Genomic DNA, 20,121 nt, shown 5'->3' on the forward strand with positions numbered 1-20,121 from the left:
GAAGTGAAAACCCGGCAGATATCCGCCTCTCCCCCGGCCGCCGAAAAACACAATGCCGCCAAAATATGCCGATTCATCAGACGATTTGCGAAATCGGGAGCCGTGTTCCTCTCTGTATTTTTACGCCGGAGAGGGAAACTGCCGTGCATAAATATGTTTGCCGCGCTTTTTTGCCGCCTGTATATTGTTCCCAACAGCCCACATCGGTCAGAAAGGACATTTCATTGACGTTTCTCGGCAGAGCATGGCGTTACATTTTTCGTAAACGCATCAAAACATTAATTATTTTTGCCATCCTCACCGCAATGCTCACGGCTCTGATCACGACGGGAGCCGTGACACGCTCGGCAGGCAAAGTGGGAGAGGAAGTTGTGCAGCGCACGGGAGCGGGATTCGTTTTGCAAAACAACCCCCAAACAAATCCCGGAACCGCACGCGGCGCGGGCACGGTCAGGGGAGCCGACATCAAAAAAATCGCCCGCCTCAAAGAAATAAAAAATTACGTGGCGCGGCAAAACGTCACCGCCGATCTCGTAAACGCGAAAGTACAGCGTCTTGCGCAGCAGGAATACGACGCGAAAAAGGAAGCACAGTTTGGCAATGCCGCCAACGTCTGGGGAGTAAACGAAAGCGCGCTGGACAACAATTTCCGCAGCGGAGCCCTAAAACTGGCCGCCGGGCGCCATCTGAAGCCAACCGACAGACACAAAGCCCTCATTCACGAAGACCTGGCGAAAGCAAACGGGCTGAAACCGGGAAGCAAAATAACGCTGAAGGCCAACCCCTACGATGCCGACAACCAAAAGAAATCAACCGCGCAGACGCAAGCCGAAATTGTGGGGCTGATTTCGGGGAAGAATCCCCGGCCCGCAGCGCAGCGCAGCGAACTGTTTGCCAATATCATCTACACCGATCTGCACACAACCCGCGAACTGTATGCAATGACTCCGCAGGACGAAATCTATCAGGACGCCAACTTCTTCGTAAAGAAAGCCGACACGCTTGAAGACGTCGCCAAAAAGGCGTGGGCACTGGACATCGACCGGAACGGATACATGCTGGCCCGCAGCACCCAATACCTGGCGGGAATAACCGGCGCGGCCGAATCGATACAGAGCACAATGAAGGCAACGAAGATCGCCGTATCCGTCCTGGCGGCGGCAATTCTGTCTCTGGTCCTCTTCCTCTGGCTCAGCGAGCGCAGAAAAGAAACCGGTGTGCTGCTCTCGGTCGGCGTGAAAAAGATCGGAATTTTAACGCAGTATTTCACCGAGTTGGTGATGATCGCAATACCCGCATTCATCCTGTCGCGGTTTTGCGCAAACGCTCTTGCACAAAAAGTGGGCAATTCCGTTCTCGGCTCCGCAAATGCCTCGATACGGCAGGGATTTGGCGGCAGACAGCAGGCGGGAGCGGATATTGAATCGTCAATGGCCGTGCAGACGCTGCGCAGTCTCCACGTTCATCCGGGCAGTGCGGACCTGATAAGCGCAGGCCTTCTCGCCCTCGGAATAATCGCGCTGTGCATTGCGCTTTCCTCCCTCCCCATGCTGCGCAAACCTCCCCGGGAACTGTTGGTGAATATCGGATGAACGGTATATCATCGGCAAAACTGGCGTGGTATGCCACGATCCGCCGCCCGGTAAAAAGCTCAATACTCCTGGCAATCATGGCAATTATCACCACCGCTCTGGTGTCTCAGGCGGGAATCAGAACCGCGATGTCGCAGCTGCGCGGGGCAATCGACGCAAATGTGGGCGCCGGATTCACCGCTGCCGCCAAAGACGGACCGTTGGCTCCCGCCGACGCCGAACGTCTCGCCCGGCTGCCCGGAATCAGACAGCACGCCTACGAAGCCGAAACGCTTGCGTCCCTGCGCGGGGCAAAACCCGTAAAAACATCCGGGGCAGTGCAGACGGACGGGGAATTCGCAGGCAGCGTGACTGCGGCAGGCACCACGGATTCCGCTTTGGATCCTTCTTTCCTGGGCCGGCTGTACCGTCTGGAAGAGGGGAAGCATCTGCGGGGAAAAGTCCGGGGCGCATTGGTCCACCGCAAATTCGCAGACCTGAACGGACTGAAACCGGGCAGCACGCTCACCGTGGAATACGAAGGCAGATCGGTTAATGTTGCGATAAAAGGAATTTTCGGCGGAACGGCCGAAAATCCGAGCGGACTTCCCGCAGGTGCTTCCGAAAACAGAATTTTTATGAACCTTTCGGCGCACCGGGAACTGACGGGGAAAAAAGATCTGAGCGCGGCCCGCTATTTCACCGAATCCGGTTCGCGTCTTGCCGAAACGATAAACCGGGCCCGCGCCGCCGCGCCCAATTTGGAACTTGCGGACAACTCCGCGCAGTTTTCCGGCGTTATGAATGCGATTTCCGGCGTGGAAAAAATGCTCTCGGTTTTAATCGTCGGATTTTGCGCGATCAGCGTGGGCGTGCTCGGACTTGTGTTCGTGTTTTGGGCCCGCGGCCGGATTCACGAAATCGGCATTCTGCTTTCGCTGGGTAAATCAAAAACGGATATTTTGCTGCAGCTGGCACTGGAAACCGTTTTTCTGGGCGTTGCGGCCGGTGCCGTCGGCCTTGTATGCGGCACTTTCCTCAGCGGATTTCTCGCCGAGGCGCTCACGGCAGGATCGGCGGATCCCGTGCTGCGCGCACTGCATATCCCGGCAGGCGGGATCTGCGATACGGCTGCCGCGCTGTGCGGAAGTTTCCTCCTCATTTTCGGTGCGCTGGCATGTGCGCTGATGCCGATTTTGCGCAAACCGCCCAAAGCAATCCTTTCCTCCCTCACTTAAATCCATTCACAGTTAGGAAAAATATGTCTATATTAGAGCTTGACCACATCAGCTACACTTACCGAAAAACACACACCAAAGTGCTTTCCGATATCTGCACCGGGTTTGAATCCGGAAAATTTTATGCCATCGTCGGCACGTCCGGAGCGGGAAAATCAACTCTGCTCACGCTCCTGGCAGGACTCGACACGCCGACGCAGGGCACGGTAAAGTTCCGCGGAGAAGACATCCGGGCAAAAGGATACGCCAAGCACAGGCGCGAACATATTTCGCTCGTCTTTCAGAATTACAACCTGATTGACTACCTCAGCCCGCTGGAAAATCTGCGTCTCGTGAACCGGAAAGCAAAAGTGCGGGATCTGGAAGAATTGGGAATAGACGCGCAGCAGGCGCGCCGAAATGTGCTCCGGCTTTCCGGAGGGCAGCAGCAGCGCGTGGCAATCGGGCGGGCACTGGCCTCCCGCGCCCCGATTATCCTTGCCGACGAACCTACGGGAAATCTGGACGAAAAAACGGCGGAGGAAGTGACCGAAATTCTGCGCACGGCAGCGCGCGGCGGAAAATGCGTCATCGCCGTCACGCACTCAAAACAGCTGGCCGAAGCGGCGGATATAACTTTGCGCCTGAAAGGGCGGCGCCTGACGAAACAGTGACGCCGGCTTAACACCCGTCGCCCCCGCCCCCATTTCCCGCAGGCACGGCTCCCGGACAGGCCGTGTCTGCGGAAATTTCCGTTTCCCCTGCAGACACCCCGGCGGCACAAAGCAAAAATAGGGTACCCTAAGTTTGTGGAAATAATCCACGCTCAAACAGTAACAACGGAGATCCGCATGAGAATTAAAAAATTACGCTGTGCACGCTTAACCGCGGGCGGGGCATTTTTAACCGCTTTCGCCACGATGTTCTCCGTATCTGCCTTCGCTCTGGCAGATACTTCGGAAACAGGTGCTTCCCCCTCCCCCGCGCCCTCGCAGACAGGCACGCCTTCTTCCGCACAGGAGGAAATAAACGTGCCCGACCCGATTTTGCGCAAAGCACTTATCGACCAGCTGAAGCACCAGGGCATCGATATGAGCGACGGTAAAATCACCAAAGAACGGATGGAAAAAATCCCGGGCCTGAATTACGGGCTGAATTTCACGCAGTCGCGTTCGGGCGGAATTAAAAATCTGGAGGGTCTGCAGTATGCGGTAAACATTAAATATCTGAATCTGCGGGGAAACGAGACCGTCGACCTTACTCCGCTGAGCAAACTGACGCATCTGGAGAAACTGGATCTGCAGGATATTTTCAGCAGGCAGAAAAGCGAGGAACTGAAAGACATTACGCCCCTTGCCTCTCTGACCAACCTCAAAGAACTCAATCTTAAAAGCAACAGCATCGAAAACATTTCTCCGCTGAAGAACCTAACCCACCTGGAGAAACTGTCGCTGTTTGGCAACAGGAAAATTTCCGACATCTCCGCATTGGCAAAACTGACCAAACTTCGGGATCTGGATCTGGGGCGGACCAGGCAGATCAGCGACATCGGCGCACTTTCCGGATTAACCGCGCTGAAGAACCTGAAGCTTTCGGGAAATAAAATCACCTCTGCCGAGCCGCTGAAGAACCTGACCGCGCTGGAAACACTCTTTCTGGACGGAAACCGAATCAGCGACATCACGCCGCTGAAGAACCTGACCGCGCTGAAAACTCTTGCCATGGGCGGCAATAAAGTCGGCGATATTGCGGCATTGGGCGGAATGACAAAGCTGACCGAGCTGTTCTTAAACGAAAACAGAATTTCCGATCTCACGGCGCTCAAGGGGCTGCGCAGTCTGGACGAATTGGATCTGAGCAACAATTCCTTCACGGATCTTGCCCCCGTCTCCTCCCTCACTTCCCTTACCTCGATAAAGCTTACGAAAGCTGAGGGCGTGAAAGATTTTTCCCCGCTGTCCAAACTCGTAAATCTGACCGAGCTGAGCGCCGTACGCTGCGGGATTAAAGATATATCCTTCCTCTCTCCGCTGAAAAACCTCACCGAAATAAATCTTCAGTACAATGAGATCGAAGACGCCGCAATACTGGCAAAATTAACTTCGCTGCGCGAAATCAAGCTCGGCGCAAACCGTATCGCGGATGCCTCCGTTGTCTCGAAAATAACCAAAACCGCAGCCTGGGACATCGGCAACCAGCACACGCAAACCGTCGGCTACGCGAATTGCATCAAAAATCCGGTTATGGACGAAAATGCCGCACCGATGGAGATAAAGAAAAACGACAGGGCGGAAAACAGCGGCGAATATCTGTGCTTCAAAAATTACGCTGCGCTGAACGACGGCACGGAATTTAATCTCCGCTGGGGAAAGAGCATGCTGTTTAACGGCACCGTGAAAACAAAGATCAGCAAAGACGAACGTTTTACCGTCAATTCGCCGCAGCCAAAGCCGCAGCCGGGATACGTGCGGCTGACCTTCGCAAACGCTACCGACAAGACCCCGCTTCTTCCCGCGGCCGTGACCATAGATGTCAAATCCGATGTGAAATGGTCGGACGCTAAGCTGCGCGCCCTGATTCCGGGAGCATTCCTCAAAGATCTGAAGGCCGAGAAAGTCGTTTCCGACCGCGCAGTGCCCGGCGACGGGCAGGTATCGGAGGGCACGTTTAATCTGGTTACAGCCCCCGAAACAACGCCGGTTCCTCCCACTCCTCCGGTTCCTCCCACACCTCCGGCTCCGCATCCTGCTGTGACAGACGGGGGCCCGGCATCCAACCCGCCGGCAGCTTCCGGAGTGAAGATGAGACTCGAATCCGGGAAAAACGGCCGAATCGAAGCGGGAAGGAACCTCGTATTTACTCTCACCGGTCTTCAGCCGCAGGAGAAAGTAACGGTTACAATACATTCAAAGACGGTTACCCTGCCGCAGATGAAGGCAAACGCCGCCGGCACACTGACCGTAACATGGAAGATTCCCGCCAATTTCGCCCCGGGCAGACACACAGTCACCGCCGCCTGCGAAAAATCGGGAACGTTTACAAAAACATTTACGGTTCTCTCCCCCGAGAAGCTGGCGCGTACGGGTGCGGCCGCATCGCTTCTGCCTCTCCTGGCACTGTTCACGCTCGGCGCGGGAACGGTTTTGACGCGCCGCGGCAAAGAAAAATAAAAACCAAAAACAGCGGGAATAATTTTCCCGCCGAATAAAAATATGTGGGTGGGGCCCGGCCCCACCCGCATATCGGTTTTACGGATATTTTCCGTGAAACCGCCGTTTTTAATCCATCCCCTCTTCCAGCTCCTGAACGCTGTACACGCTGTGAATATCGGATACCGCGGCCACCAGACCCGTCGTCTCCCGCCGAATCCCGGAACTGATTCCGATATGCGCAGTAACAACACCGTCTGCCTCGCCTGCCTGGGAACTTATTTTGGTTACGTTCCACCCGCCGCCGGTTATCTCCGCCAGCACAGCACGCAGCACGCCTTCGCCCTGAAGGTAAGACACACGCAGAATTGTTTCATGCCCCGCGCGCAGACGGCGCGAAAATCTGGCAATCGGGGAAAATACCCAGATAATGGCAAAATGGCAGCACGTTCCCGCCACGGCGAGCCACCACATTCCCGCACCGCAGGCCATGCCGATAGCCGATGTTTCCCAAACCGTTGCCGCGGTGGTCAGTCCGCGGATTGCTCCGTGACGGGTAAGAATAATGCCCGCGCCCAGAAATCCGATGCCCGAAACCACCTGCGCCGCCACCCGTGAAGGGTCCAGACGCACCGTGCCTTCCGCAAGCACATCCATAAATCCGTGTTTTGAAATGAGCATCATCAGCGCGGCAGTCATGCCCACAATGGCCTGCGTGCGCAGCCCTGCGCTTTTTCCCCGCGCCTGACGCTCCAAACCGATAAGCGCGGAAAGCGCCAGCGCCATCAACAGCAGGAAAACCTGATTAAAATCCGAAGACGTATTCAGCAAATTCATTAAAGATAAAACTCCGCAATCGTGTCGAACAGATATATTCCCTCTTCCGGGCGCTGATATACGGTAACCAGCGCCACGTGGTCAATTTTCATTGCATAAAACGGAGCGAAACTTCCCCTGTGTTTCCGCTCCTCTTTGTTCTGTGCCGCAACCCGTTCTTTCAGCGCATCCGAGGGAGCCTGCGCCACACCGTAGGCAAGCGTTAAATGTGCGCGCGGGACGGGAGGAAAATGGCCCGCGTGCCCGCCAAACACGGAAACCGCGCAGGAACGCACGCCCCGGGTGTACTCCCTCCATTTGTCAGTCGGCTCACTGTAGCACAGAAGAGAATCGTCGGTCACTTCGGGCAGCCCGAAAAGCAGATCGGGCGCCTGCCAGCCGGTAAAGTATCTGCGCAGCTCCTGCCCGAAGAGCGGAATTTTACTGCGTATCTGCTCATCGTCGGCAAAAAAAGGAAGTCTCTGCACGGTGGCGTGCAGCGAATTTTTCGGCTGCTGCGCACAGATTTCCGATTCCCGCGCAATTTGCAGATAAGGTTCGCTCAGCACGGAAAAACCGTCGTCGGGCAGAAGATAAAGATGCAGCTGCCCGGAAGGGTTTGTCCAATTTTCCTGTGCCTTGGAAAAAAAATTATCCATTTCTCTTTCTTTCGTTTTTCGGCAGGTCGCGCCCGACACCTGCCGCTGAATCCAAACTTTCCGCCAGGGGCGTTGCCCAGGCGGCAATCACACGCCGATCGTCCGTTCCCGCATGCGCACAGCCGCAGGAACGTCCCACAACCAGATCAAATCCGCAGACGGTACCTTCCGTCTGCGCCGCCGGGCGCGCTTTATCCAAAATTTCGAAGGTACGCCGCGTCATTTCCTCCCAGGGCTGGCGGACGGAAGTCAGCGACGGTGTTGTGAACCCGGAGTCGGAAGATCCGTTCAGTGCCGCCACGGCAAGATCTTCCGGCACGCGAATCCCCAAATCGGCGCAGGCGGCAAGCACGCCCAGAGCCTGCCGCTCATTGCCGGTGACGAGCGCACGCGGCATACGCCCTTTCCGCGACTTTTCCAGCACCCATTCATATCCGCAGATCCGCGAATATGCACCCCAGGAGATGCCGGCCGAAGACTGCGGCTTTCCCGTTGCCCTGCACCACCCCCGCGCCCGCACAAAGGAATTTTTCATTCCCGGAGGGCCGGTAAGCAGGGCAATATCCTCATATCCGTGGCGTTTCAGATGGGAAGTAAGCGCATATACCGCGCGGGTTTCGTCGATTCTTACCGAGGGACATCTGGAATCCGAATCCGCATAGGTAAACACAACCACGGGGGTATTGGTGTCGGTGAAAATATCCAGGGCCAGATTTTCCACCGTTCCCATGTATATTACGCCGTCCACCTGATGTGAGATCAGGGAACGCAGGAGCAGGCGCTCCTCATGCGGATTATCGGCAGAGTCGCCGAGCATAATCGTTTCGCCGCGCATAAAAGCCCGGGCATGGAAAGCATGGGCAATCTCGGCAATAAAAGGATTGGTGATATTGGGCAGCACCAACCCGTATATGCCGCTTTTCCCCGAGGCGAGCACCCGCGCGGCGCGGTTGGGGTTATATCCCAGCTTTTCAATTGCCGCCAGAACTCTTTTCCGTGTTTCCGCGGCGACGGGCCGCGGGCCGTTGTTTACCGTATAGGTTACGACGGCCACGGACGTGCCCGCCTCGCGTGCCACATCTTCTCTCGTAGGCCTTTTAATGCCCATGCTTTCTCTCCCGATTTTCCGTTTTCCCCCTATTCTACGGGTTGCAGACTATTTATGCGTTTTCCACCCGCTGTTTGCCAGGGCCTCCAGTTCCTCGAGCGTTTTGCCTTTGGTCTCCGGAGCCAGGAAGTAGGATACAACGAGACCGAACACCGCCACGCCCGCAAAAAGCCACGTCGCCCGGGACATTCCCCAGTTTTCAACCATTGCGGGAAATACGCCGACTCCCAAAATGGCGCCTATCCGGCTGACCGAGCCGGCAAATCCGGTGCCCGAGGCACGCAGACGCGTCGGGAACAGTTCGTTGGGATAAACCATATCCAACACGCCCGGTCCCAAATTGGCGAGCAGAATCGCAAACGCAAGCAGCACGATAAGAACGCCCACAGACGGATCCGTAATCAGTGCCAAGGCTCCCAAAACCACGATCATGCCCACGAAACACCAGAGCATCTGCGGGCGCCGGCCCACTTTTTCCACCGTGTACATTCCGATTGCCGCTCCTGCCACTCCCAGCAGTGCGATGATGGAAGAACCGATATAGGCCAAAATTGTATTGCCCTTGGTAAACGGTTCCAAAATTGAGGGAGTGTACATCTGGATTCCGTAGAAGGATACGGCAAATGCGAACCAGAATACCGAGCAGAAGATTGTGGAACGGATCATGGTCGGGCTGAACAGCTCCCACCACGTGCCGTAAAGACGCGATTTGCGCGCTTCGGAATCTTCGCGTACCTGCTGCGGCTCGGTCGGGGCAAAGTATTCTCCCCGAATTGCGGTAATTGCGGCCATCACTTCGTTTGCTTCCGCGATTCTTCCGTGCTGACGCAGCCAGCGCGGGGATTCGGGCACCTTATGCCGCAGAATCAGGGTTATTGCCGCCAAAACGGCTCCCAGTCCGAGCATCCAGCGCCATGCGGATTCGCCTATCGGATACATCAGGATTCCGGTGAAGTAGGCAAAAAATGCTCCCAGCTGCCAGAACAGAGACATCAAAATAATAAACCTGCCGCGTTTCTGCGGTGCGGTGAACTCTGCCGTGATCGACGAGGAAATCGGATAGTCTCCGCCGATAAACAGCCCCAGCAAAAACCGGGAAGCAATCAGCTGCCACGCATTTTGCGTAAGTGCGGCAAGAAGGGCGAAAATGACGAACCCGGAGAGGTCGATCATATACATTTTGCGTCTGCCGAGCGCATCTGCAAGTTTCCCGCCGAAAAGCATTCCCAGAAACATTCCCACAATTGCGGAGGAAGCAACTATTCCCTCCATTGCCCCCGAAATTTCCCACTGTTTTTTCAGACCGGGAAGCGCCACCGCAATTACGGACACATCAAAACCGTCAAGAAACATCCCGGCGCCGGAGAGCACGGCTACCTGCCGCTGAAATCCAAAGCCCTCACGGGGCCGTTTAATCTTTTCCACCATGTATTTCTCCTCGTTGAGCGTTTGGCTACGCGCATTGTCTACGCGCATAGATTAATGGTAGTAGCGGGGAAAAAAGTAGTCAAGACCTCATTTTTACAAAGAATCTTTTGCAAAATGCGCAAAACCGGCGCGGATATACGAACCGGCGCGCAATTTTGTGCCTGCTTTACGGCACACCCGGCAGGTATGCACGAACGCCGGAAAGCAAAGACCGGGTGAAAACTTCCTAAATTAATTTAGCCTGCCCGGCGGCGCGCAGCATTTCCTCAATATCTTTCCGATAATGCCCGCCGGCGTCACGTTCCTCAAACGAATCCTCCAAATATGCGTGCAGAAAATCGCGCAGACGGGCGCACGTTTCCGCACCGAAATTTTCCCCGGCACGGACTGCAGGCTCTGCAAAAGCGCGTCCGCCGAAAAGCAGCAGCCACATATCTTTCACGGGAGAAAGATTTTTCCCCGGCACAGGCATCGCATAAGGAATCCCGATCCTTCTCGCCCCGTGACGGCGGTAAAAACGCCACCGCGCCTCCGAATCTCCGTAACGCGGATGGGACACGCCGGAGGAAGGGGAATGAATCTCCCCCAAAATCAGATCCGGATTATATGCCTGCTCCCAATTCCGCACTGCCTCATCAAGCAGCTTTCCGCCAACGCCCCGGCCGCGCATTTTTCCGTCTACCGCAAGCCAGGAAATCAGAACCGTTTCCGGTGTGCCGCGCCACCCCACAAGTGCACCGCGGGGAGCACCGTCTTCCCAGGCGGCGACGCCCACATAGCGTCCGGCGGAAAAATCGCCGAGCAGCGCATCACGCGTCCCCCTTTCCTCCTCGGGGAAATTTTCAAGAAGCAGATCGGTAACCGCTTCATAGTCGGGTTCGGCCAAAACACGCATAGTAACCATGTTCCCAGCCTAACACGGCAGAACAATTCTTTTCCCGTCCGGAAAGCCAAACGTTTTGAATATAACTTATAGACAAAATACGCTATCCGTATATAATCTTGTTAGGCATACCTAACTGCCGCTTTCCGCTTCGAAAGGGATGAAATATGGGAAAATGTAAGAAATTTGCAACGGCTCTTTCCATGGGAGCTCTTATTCTGCCTTTCGGCGCAGGATACGCGGCGGCAGAGGAAAAACCGCTGGACTGCACAGACGGTACGATGTGTCCCGGTTTGGGAATTTTCAACATCCAAGCCGGGTATTCATCCTCGCAGCCTGCGCCTACGGGCAAAGTGTGGGGAAAGGTGACTGCGGAAACGGTGGGAGAAAACACCAAAACCGTGGAGGCGGGCACGCAGGAAACAGAATTCACCTACCGCGTGCGGGCAACAGCGCAAAAGACCGCGCCCACACATTTCAGTATCTCCCTTACCACAACCGGCCTGTTCGAAAGAGGATACCGTATCTATCTTACCGACGAACATAAAAGCAAAATTAAAGACAGCGACTGCACGCTGAACCCGAAAAAGATTCCCGCCCAAGGAAAAGCCACAGCCACCTGCCCGCTGCTGAAAAACGCAAAGTATTTCGAAATATGGCACGAGGATCCGGGAATGTTGGATATGATGGGACGCTACGTCATCAATACCGATGATATTCCGAAGGCGGGCACGGGCGCGGCAGCCGACAGGGATCTGAAGATAAAATACAGCGGATCATCGGATGCGCCCGCTTCTTCCCTTCTTTCCGCAACAGTGAACGCAGGCACGTGGGAAGGCACGTTTACGTATAAAGTGAAGCCGGGCGCGGCGGGCAAAACCGTGAAATCCGCGCCAAAAATAACCGTGGAAAGCACCAACTCCGAAACTGCCGGCGAAGTTACGGGTGTACCGGAAGTTTCGGTAACCACGAAGGATGCGCCCGCACCTGCACCTGCACCTGCACCGGCACCCGCTCCGGCACCTGCTCCGGCACCTGCTCCGGCACCTGCGCCCGCTCCGACACCCAAGCCGGAACCCGGCCCCGCACAGTCACCCGAGTCCCATTCCGGGCCGGAAAAAATAATTCCAGATCAGGCTGCGGCAACACAGCAGATTTCACAGAAAGAACGGCTGCCGCGCACGGGCGGTGCGGCAGCAGCAGTCGCGGCAGCCGCCGCAATGTGCATTTTCGCAGGTGCCCGCCTGAAGAAACGCCGGAATTAAAAATAGAATCGGCAGCAGATAAACAGTAGTTCACACAGATGTTTTGGGTGTGCCGGAAAAAGCCGGCACACCCAAAACCGTCTGTGCCCAAAGTTCGGTCAGGCCTTCATTGTCCACGGCGTCCGCACACACGATGTCGTAAGTTTTTTCCTCCCGCTTCACGGCGTTTTCCCGCCCGGGGATCTCTGCGCCGCTCCGGGAGGGAACGCTTTGGGCGCAAAGCAGTTTTCCGGCGGGAGAGTGCGCAAGCGACACGCTTTTGCGTGTATGGTGAACCAGACCCGGTGAAATTAAATCCGCAACCACAACCATGTCGTGCAGCCACATTCCGTCTACCGGACGCGTACGGCTGCTGTATGTCAGCCACGGACGAAGCCAAACATCAATCTCCCGGGCACGCCGGGCAGCCTCTGCGCTTTTCCGCTCCGCACGGGCAACAATCCGCTGCCAGCACTCGGCACTCAGACACGTAGTGCGCGTTACGTCCAGCGGAACAACGGTTAAATCTATCCCCGAATCAAATACGGCGGCAGCAGCTGCGGGATCAACGGCAAAGTTCGTATCAACCAGCTCACCGTAGCCCAGGCATCCGCCCATCAGTCTGATTTCCCGAATATGACCGGCAACACGCGGCTCATAGCGCAGCATGGCGGCAATGTTGGTCAGCGGTCCGAGACAGACAACCGTCACCCGGCCGCCCGCACAATGGCGAAACACGTCATCGGCCAGACGGGCGGCGGCCCGGGCAGGATCAGAATCGGCACCGGATGCGCCGTCGGCTGCCGGCGGATGCGTTTCACGCAAAGAACGGTCCGCGCCCTGCCACAGACCCGCCATATCCGGATCGAGACGCGGGCGGTCCAGCTTTTCCCGCCAGATCCGGCGCTGCTTCTCCCCCGTCAGAGGAACGTCGCACCCCGAAATTATCGGCGTGCGCACACCCATTATCTGTGCTATTCTGCGCGCCGCGGCATTGCCCTCCAAAGCGCTCACGTTTCCGAAAACCGTCCATACCGACTTCACTTCCAGATTCGGCGCCGACCATGCCAAAGCCAAAGCCAGGGCATCGTCCACATTCGCTCCGGGAATTCCGTTTCCGGGATCACAGTCTATAATCAAGGGTATCAACGGCATTCATCCCTCAGCTCCGCGCAGGATTCACGGGCGGAAAAATAGGCGTTGGGAATAATCGGGGAACAGTCTTTCTGCTCAAATACCGCATCGGCAATGCTGTGTGCCAGTCCGTCCAGATCCACATGCATCCCGGACAGAGCGGGGGTCGTATAAGGCGCATAGTTGGTTGTATGCAGTGCCACCACACTGATATCGGCCGGAATACGCAAACCGAGCCTGTTGAAACGTGCCAGAATTCCCACGGCCTGCATCTCATTGGAAGCCACAATCCCGTCGCATCCCAAATCCACGAATTTATCCGCCGCGTTCCATCCTCCCTCGTGCGTGTAGGGTGCGCTGATGTACAGCGGAGAAGACTCGGGCGTATCTCCTTCCCGCCCGGCGAAAACGGATTCGTCCAACCCTGATTTTTCCCTGAGCGCTTCATACCAGCCGCGCGCTCTCTCCGCGGAGTTGATTCTGCCCTGCGGACCTCCCAGATGTCCGATTCTGCGACAGCCGCGCCTGATGAGCTCTTCGGTGAGCCCGGCAGTGCCTGTGCGCTCGTTTTCCAGCACACTTATCCGTCTGCCCTCATGCCCGGCGCCGCCGATCGGCTCACAGGCATTCAAAAATACGACCGGGCCGCGCATATCCCGCACCAGATCCGCAGGCGGAGGCTGATCCACGGAATACCAGACCAAACCCGCCACCTGACGGCTGAGCATCATCTCCGCAATCTGCTTTTCCCGCCACGGATCGTCGTGTGAATCGGCCACAAAAAGCGAATATCCGCGCGTAAAAAATTCGTCTTCCAGGCACTGCACCATTCCCGAAAGAAAGGGATTTCCCAGGTCGGAAACAACCACGCCCAGAGTTGAGGTTTTGCCCGTAAGCAGTGCGCGCGCCAGCGTGTTCGGCCGGTATCCTGTTTTACGTATCGCATCCAAAACACGTTTGCGCGTCTCTTTGGCAACGGGACGCGGGCCGCCGTTAACCACATAGCTGACGACGGCGGTGGACGTTCCCGCCACCCGGGCAACGTCACTCTGTGTTGCGTGTTTTATTAACATCGTTCAATATATTACGTTGAAAGTGGTGGGTAAGCCTAAACGGGAGGAGCACTTACCCACCACTTTAATGGACATTAGATGGCATCTTCAATTAGCGTGAGATCACGTCCGCGGGTTTCGGGGGCAAAGAATGTTGCCACAAACCCGATACCTGCCGTAACCACAAAATAAATTGCCAGAGGCACCCAAGATCCTGTAGCGGCAAGCAGTGCCGATGCTACCATCGGGGCGGTACCGCCCGAAAGAATCGAACCGAGCTCTTTTGCAATTGCCATCGTAGAATAACGATGCCCAACTCCAAACAGTTCGACTCCGTATGCCGCCTGTACGCCAAAGATCCCCAGGGATCCGATACACATACCGACAACAATCACTGCTCCCACGATTAACGCATTTCGCGTCTCCAGCAGCGCGAATGCGGGAAACCCGTACAAAACCAGTAATCCGCAGAAAACGCGGTAAGTAATACGCCGTCCGAAACGGTCGGAAAGCCATCCGGAGAACGGGATTACGGCAAATCCCAGAACGGAGGCAATCAGTACCGCTGTCGTGGGCACTGATTTATTCATGCTCAGCGCATTCACGACGTAGCCGACCAAAAATCCCTGAGCCATGTAGGACGGTCCGTTCTCCCCGATCCTCAGACCCAGCATAATCAGAAACGCTTTCCGCCCCGAACCGGAAACTGCGGGAGAATTCTCCGCGGTCTGCAGTTTGGAAAGTTCCTGCGCTTTTTTCTCCCGGTAAATTCTAAATACGGGGCTTTCATCCATTGTCCGGCGCAGCAGCAGTGCCAGGGCCGCCACAAGCACGGAACAGAGGAAAGGAATCCGCCAGCCCCAGGCAACTACGTCTTCCCGCGGCAGCATCAAAACCAGCAGCCATACGGTGGAGGCCAGCAGAGTACCGCTGTTGGAACCGACTCCGATCAGGGAGGACACCAGGCCGCGGTGACGCGTCGGAGCATATTCGGCGAGCATCACCGCACCGCCGGAAAGCTCGGCTCCCGCGCCGAACCCCTGGCATATACGCAGGAATGCAAGCAGAAGAGGTGCGCCGATACCAATGGTGGCGTAGCCGGGAATCAGACCGATGGCGGAAGTGGAGATTCCCATCAGCGCCACCGTAAACACGAGAACCTTTTTTCTCCCGATTTTGTCGCCGATCCGTCCCAGCACAAAAGCCCCCACGGGACGGGCAAGGAAACCGACCGCATAGGTTACGAACGAAGAAAGCAGGGCAATAATTTTCGACTGACCCGGGAAGAACACATCACTGAAAACCAGACCCGCGGCCAAACCGTACAGCGCAAAATCCACGTATTCCATGGTTGTTCCCAACCAGATGGAGACGATCGCCGACCAAAACGATTTTTTTCCGTGTCTGCTTTCAAAGTGCTGATCCGCGACCTGATCGCGATGGCGCAGGTGCTGTGCCATTAAAACCTCCAACGTATGTTTTGCGGCTTCCACTTTGAAACCCCTGCTAAAATTCTATACGTATAGATACGTATTGCGCAAAGAATACATTCGGGATTTTTTCAAAGACGTTTCAGCGGGAAAATATCGGATGCGGCGAAATAAAAGCTCAGTTAAAGCCGGTTTCCGCCGTTATTTTCTCCGTCGCGCAATATGCGTGATAAACCCCACACTTACCACTGCCGCTATTGCCAAAAGCGCCAATACCGGCGACGTGCCCGTCCGGGGCATTTCCTCCGCACGCACAGCCGGCTTCTCCCCCTGTTTTACGGACTTTGCAAAACCGGATCCCCTCTGCGGCAGACGGGAAACATCTGTATGCTGCCTGCCGGCGGGAGAAACGGGCACGGAATCCGAAACGGGCGGAACGGGATTCGGTGCGGGAGACGGATTCGGCGTCGGAGACGGCAGTTTTCCTTCCGGAAGAGCGGGCACAGACGGAGCATTGTCCGGAACGGAGTGCACCGCCGCCACTTCCACGGGAATATCTACAATCCGCGATTCTCCCTGCGCAAATGTAACTCTTACGCGACCCGTAAACTTCCCCGTCCGCGCAGAAGACACGTTTTGCACAACTTCCACACGCGCACCCGCAGGCAGGCCTTTCACATTGTCCGTCAGATCAATCCGGCCAAAATGCCGCACGGTTTCGGGAATAATGTTTTCCCGGGGAATTACGGGAATCGGACGCACTGCCGCTCCCGGCAAGGACTGCGGTTTCTTTTTCACCGTAATCGGCACATCCACATATTCGCTGCTTCCGTCCGGAAGCCTCACTTTCAGCCGCCCGGTATAGGAACCGGCTTTTTGCAAATTAACGGCGGAATAATCGGTGGCGTCCAAAACCGCCGTCCCGGAGGGAAGCAGATTTCTTTCGGCAAGCAGACCGGTCAGATCCGGGCGATCCCCCTCAAAAATCTCCGCCGGGCGCGCGTGCAGCTTTTTCTCTTTCACGTGTACCGGAATGTTCACCAGGCGCGTGCCCTGCAGAAAAATAACTTTCACCTGCCCGACAAAATCGCCGGGATGCAGAGACGACACATTCTTTACGACTTCCACGCGCGAACTTCCGGGCAGACCGGTCACATTGTCCGTCAGATCAATCCGGCCAAAGCGTTCCGCAATTTCCGCAACGAGACCCGTCTCGGGCACCGAGATAATCTCCGCCATCTTCTGCCGCACATTTATATCTACCGGAACAACCGATACACTCCGGTCCGGATACGTCACCCTCAGCCGGCCGGTATGCCTGCCCGGCCTGCCAAAATCAATCGTTTTATAATCCGTTATATCCTCATATTTTGTGCCGGAGGGCAGCTCCTGCCTGTTTTGCACGTTATCGGTCAGATCCGAAGTACCGTTCAGATCCGTTTCCTCGGGTGCAATTCTCAGTTTCGCCCGATAAACGTCGCTATCAGTGACCGAAGCCACTTTCTGCTCCATCACATTCGGCTGCAGATACCCCACACCGTCGATATTTGCCCGCTTCCCCACGGTGAATCCGGCGATATTGTTTATCTGTTTTTCAAAGTAGGAACGCGAACTGTGCCCCCGCTGCGTCTGTCCGACGTCTGTTGCCCCGGCCATATTACCGATCAGATGAATCGTGGAGTCATTCGACACCTTGTAATGTATGGAACGCTTCTGCTGCGTGAGCCGGTCTCCCCGATCCGAAATCTCCCATAGTTTTCGGTTAAAGGCATTGCCCTTAATCCGCGGCGCGTTAAACGTATATCCGCGTTTTACCCACGTATATCCCTTTTCGTCGGCCTCCGCCATCGCGCACTGCGTCAGATATCCGCCCAAAGAATGACCCGTGATATACACATTCGTAAAACCGGAGGCATTCATTTCCCGCAGCGTTTCGTTCATGCTCTGAATCTGATCGATTGTATGCCCCAGACTCAGGTAAAAATCATCGATTACATCCGTCGCACCCTGCGTGCCGCGCACCGCGAGAACCTGCACTTTGCCGTCGGGAAGGTAGGGCACATCGCTTTTCGTTTCAAACACGGCGGCATCGAATCCCGTGTCTTTATGGATAAAACGCTTTACTTTCCAAAAAAGCGAAAGCTCATTATGCATCAGTCTGTATTCCGCCCGGCCCTTAAACAGATCCGTAAGCTCTTCGCGGTTATTCAAAACTTTGGTGATATAAGCATCTTCCCGGTATACCAGCTCCATAAACAGCGCCATATCCCGGGCGCTGATATCCCACACCAGCGGATTGGCATCTTTGCCGTCGGGGATGCCGTCGCCGTCGGTATCCTCAAGCCGGGGATGGGTGTTGTATCCGTAATAGACTTTTCCGTCTTTCCGATACGTGTAAAGCTCATCGGCGTTCGTCAGCCCGTCATGGTCGTCGTCGGCCGCGGGATCGAGAGCCGGACGGCCGTACAGCAGATAATCAACCCTGCTCCCCTCGAGCCGAATATTGCCCGCCGCGATATCTTTCGCGCTTTGCGCGGTAAGCGGCGTGTGCGCCGGATCGGTCGGGCGCGTCTGCGCATACGTCAGGGAAGGAGAAAATACCGGCAGTATCGCAGCCGCACACACGGCTGCCGTAATTTTCAGTCCGCTGTTCATCTCTTTTCTTTCCCCGTTTCGTATCTCACATCCACACTTTCCGACTACGCTATTTTAGAATAGTTCTTTTCTTTTCTCAAAACCCCCGCTGCGCCTGTTAACCGCGCCGCCGCGCCAAAATACGGATACGGCGAAGCCCGGGCGGGGCGGGCGGGAGCAGGTATTTGCCATATGAGACCGCCGCCCGGAAAATACTAAATTGACATATTCTGATATTGATATTTCGTAAACGGTATTCATGCTATGTTGGTTTACGGCGTGCCGGAAGGCGGCCGACGTACGCAGTTAGGCAAATACGCCGTACGCAAAAGAGGAAACAATGGAAAAACGCACACACTTGGACCGCCGGCTGAGCAGCGGTCAGGTCGCAATGATCGGTCTTTCCGGTGCATTGGGAACCGGACTGTTTCTCGGATCGGGAACTACCATCGAACTTGCCGGACCGGCGACCGTGATCAGCTACGTTATTGCAGGATCGCTCGCTTTGGCCATCGTATGGGCATTGGCGGAAATGGTTTCCGTCCATCCCGTACCCGGCGGGCACGGAGCGGTTGCGGGGCAGTATCTGGGCACGTGCGGAGGATATATCGCGCGGTGGAATTTCGGAATTCAGTCTTTCGTTGCCGTAGGCGCGGAGGTGGTTGCCACCGCCACTTATCTGCAGCATTGGTTTCCGCATTTAAGCCTCGGACTGGGGACGGTCTTCTGTTCGCTGTTTGTGCTCGGACTGAATTTTGCCACCGTACGCCTCTACGGCAGCAGCGAATACTGGTTCTCGATGATTAAAGTCGTTGCCATCTGCGCATTTATCCTGCTCGGACTGTCGCTGATTTTCACCGGATGGCCCGGCTCCAATCCTCCGACCGGTTTTGCCAACCTCAGTGCGCACGGCGGATTCATGCCAAACGGAATCGGCGGAATTTTCCTCGCCGCGTGCATGGCGGTATTTTCTTTCGGCGGAATCGAAAACGCTTCTGCCGGCGCGGCGGAATCCGAACATCCGGAACGCGATATCCCCCGGGCCGCACACACGATGATTTGGCGTCTCCTGATTTTCTACATCCTGGCAGTAGGCGTAATCGTCACCATGCAGCCATGGCAGGAAACGGCCGCCGGCGGAACCGTGGAAACTTCGCCGTTTGTAAAAGCCCTGGACCGGGCGGGCGTGGGAGCTGCCGGAAACATCATGAATTTCATTTTGATCGTGGCCGCGCTCTCGGCGGCAAACGGATGCCTGTACGCCTCCAGCCGCATGATACACTCCCTTGCGCTGGATTCAATGGCACCGAAAATAGCGGCCCGCACCTCTGCGCACGGTTCTCCGCGCGTAGCCGTCTGCATCGCCGGCATCGGAATGGTGTTCGCCAGTCTCCTGGCAATTTTCGCTGCGGACAGTGCTTTCCGCTATCTGATGGGATGCGTAATTTTGGCAATTCTCGTCACGTGGATTATCGTTCTGCTTACGCATCTGCGCTTCCGCAAAGTTCGTAAAATGCAGGGAAAACCCGATGCGCCTGCGCGCCTGTGGGGGGCACCGGCGGTAAACTTCCTCGGAATTTTGGCCTGTATCTGCGTTTTTGCCGTGCTGTGGCGGCAGATACCCGCCGCCTGGATTGCGGGCATCCCCTACCTGATACTGCTGTTTTGCTCTTATTTCCTCTGGCGTCGCTTCCACCCGGAATACCGGCCGGCAGCGCTGCCCGAAGGACACTGACATTCGGCAGACACACTTCCGGGGCGCGGAGCACACTGAGACATCTGCGCCCCGGGCTTGA

General features: G+C 56.0%; 15 protein-coding genes. 6 read left to right on the forward strand and 9 right to left on the reverse strand.

The window, feature by feature from the left end; all coding sequences use genetic code 11:
* Window positions 1–224: 224 nt before the first annotated feature.
* From HMPREF1631_RS02395 to HMPREF1631_RS06760, 4 genes are all read left to right on the forward strand, one after another.
* Complete coding sequence (locus HMPREF1631_RS02395; RefSeq protein ID WP_034232083.1) at window positions 225–1,592, forward strand: ABC transporter permease; 1,368 nt, start codon at window positions 225–227, stop codon at window positions 1,590–1,592.
* The gene (locus HMPREF1631_RS02400; RefSeq protein ID WP_052046971.1) at window positions 1,589–2,809 is read left to right on the forward strand and encodes an ABC transporter permease; all 1,221 of its coding nucleotides are present in this window, start codon (window positions 1,589–1,591) and stop codon (window positions 2,807–2,809) included. Before HMPREF1631_RS02395 ends, HMPREF1631_RS02400 begins: the two co-directional genes overlap by 4 nt.
* A 23-nt stretch (window positions 2,810–2,832) precedes the next feature.
* Window positions 2,833–3,462, forward strand: coding sequence for an ABC transporter ATP-binding protein (locus HMPREF1631_RS02405; protein WP_034231948.1), 630 nt, complete (start codon window positions 2,833–2,835; stop codon window positions 3,460–3,462).
* Between the two features lie 177 nt (window positions 3,463–3,639).
* Window positions 3,640–5,958, forward strand: coding sequence for a leucine-rich repeat domain-containing protein (locus HMPREF1631_RS06760; RefSeq protein WP_052046972.1), 2,319 nt, complete (start codon window positions 3,640–3,642; stop codon window positions 5,956–5,958).
* Between the two features lie 108 nt (window positions 5,959–6,066).
* Here the strand turns inward: HMPREF1631_RS06760 and HMPREF1631_RS02415 are convergent, their stop codons facing one another.
* From HMPREF1631_RS02415 to HMPREF1631_RS02435, 5 genes are all read right to left on the reverse strand, one after another.
* The gene (locus tag HMPREF1631_RS02415; protein WP_034231952.1) at window positions 6,067–6,774 is read right to left on the reverse strand and encodes an MgtC/SapB family protein; all 708 of its coding nucleotides are present in this window, start codon (window positions 6,772–6,774) and stop codon (window positions 6,067–6,069) included.
* Window positions 6,774–7,412 (reverse strand): hypothetical protein, encoded by a 639-nt coding sequence (locus HMPREF1631_RS02420; RefSeq protein ID WP_034231955.1) that lies wholly within the window; start codon window positions 7,410–7,412, stop codon window positions 6,774–6,776. Before HMPREF1631_RS02420 ends, HMPREF1631_RS02415 begins: the two co-directional genes overlap by 1 nt.
* Entirely contained in the window at window positions 7,405–8,520 is a 1,116-nt protein-coding gene (locus tag HMPREF1631_RS02425) for a LacI family DNA-binding transcriptional regulator (RefSeq protein ID WP_052046973.1), read from the reverse strand. Before HMPREF1631_RS02425 ends, HMPREF1631_RS02420 begins: the two co-directional genes overlap by 8 nt.
* 48 nt (window positions 8,521–8,568) lie before the next feature.
* Window positions 8,569–9,948: an MFS transporter gene (locus HMPREF1631_RS02430; protein WP_052046974.1), complete on the reverse strand. Its 1,380-nt coding sequence runs from the start codon at window positions 9,946–9,948 to the stop codon at window positions 8,569–8,571.
* A gap of 226 nt (window positions 9,949–10,174) precedes the next feature.
* Complete coding sequence (locus HMPREF1631_RS02435; protein WP_052046975.1) at window positions 10,175–10,852, reverse strand: GNAT family N-acetyltransferase; 678 nt, start codon at window positions 10,850–10,852, stop codon at window positions 10,175–10,177.
* Between the two features lie 146 nt (window positions 10,853–10,998).
* Between HMPREF1631_RS02435 and HMPREF1631_RS07155 the strand changes: the two genes are divergently transcribed.
* Window positions 10,999–12,096, forward strand: a complete 1,098-nt coding sequence (locus HMPREF1631_RS07155; protein ID WP_034231961.1) for a hypothetical protein — start codon at window positions 10,999–11,001, stop codon at window positions 12,094–12,096.
* A 30-nt stretch (window positions 12,097–12,126) separates the two neighbouring features.
* On the opposite strand, the gene HMPREF1631_RS02445 is transcribed toward HMPREF1631_RS07155, so the two are convergent.
* The 4 genes from HMPREF1631_RS02445 to HMPREF1631_RS06945 form a co-directional block, all read right to left on the reverse strand.
* Complete coding sequence (locus tag HMPREF1631_RS02445) at window positions 12,127–13,230, reverse strand: nucleoside hydrolase (RefSeq protein WP_034231963.1); 1,104 nt, start codon at window positions 13,228–13,230, stop codon at window positions 12,127–12,129.
* Complete coding sequence (locus tag HMPREF1631_RS02450) at window positions 13,221–14,282, reverse strand: LacI family DNA-binding transcriptional regulator (RefSeq protein ID WP_052046976.1); 1,062 nt, start codon at window positions 14,280–14,282, stop codon at window positions 13,221–13,223. Before HMPREF1631_RS02450 ends, HMPREF1631_RS02445 begins: the two co-directional genes overlap by 10 nt.
* A 74-nt stretch (window positions 14,283–14,356) precedes the next feature.
* Window positions 14,357–15,721 (reverse strand): MFS transporter, encoded by a 1,365-nt coding sequence (locus HMPREF1631_RS02455; RefSeq protein ID WP_034231965.1) that lies wholly within the window; start codon window positions 15,719–15,721, stop codon window positions 14,357–14,359.
* A gap of 171 nt (window positions 15,722–15,892) precedes the next feature.
* Window positions 15,893–18,346: a Rib/alpha-like domain-containing protein gene (locus HMPREF1631_RS06945; protein ID WP_084707340.1), complete on the reverse strand. Its 2,454-nt coding sequence runs from the start codon at window positions 18,344–18,346 to the stop codon at window positions 15,893–15,895.
* 319 nt (window positions 18,347–18,665) lie between these two features.
* Here HMPREF1631_RS06945 and HMPREF1631_RS02470 point away from each other — a divergent pair, with 319 nt between their 5' ends.
* Window positions 18,666–20,060: an amino acid permease gene (locus tag HMPREF1631_RS02470; RefSeq protein ID WP_034231969.1), complete on the forward strand. Its 1,395-nt coding sequence runs from the start codon at window positions 18,666–18,668 to the stop codon at window positions 20,058–20,060.
* The last annotated feature ends 61 nt before the right edge of the window (window positions 20,061–20,121 follow it).

The organism is Arcanobacterium sp. S3PF19 (assembly GCF_000758825.1).
Classification (GTDB): Bacteria; Actinomycetota; Actinomycetes; order Actinomycetales; family Actinomycetaceae; genus Arcanobacterium_A.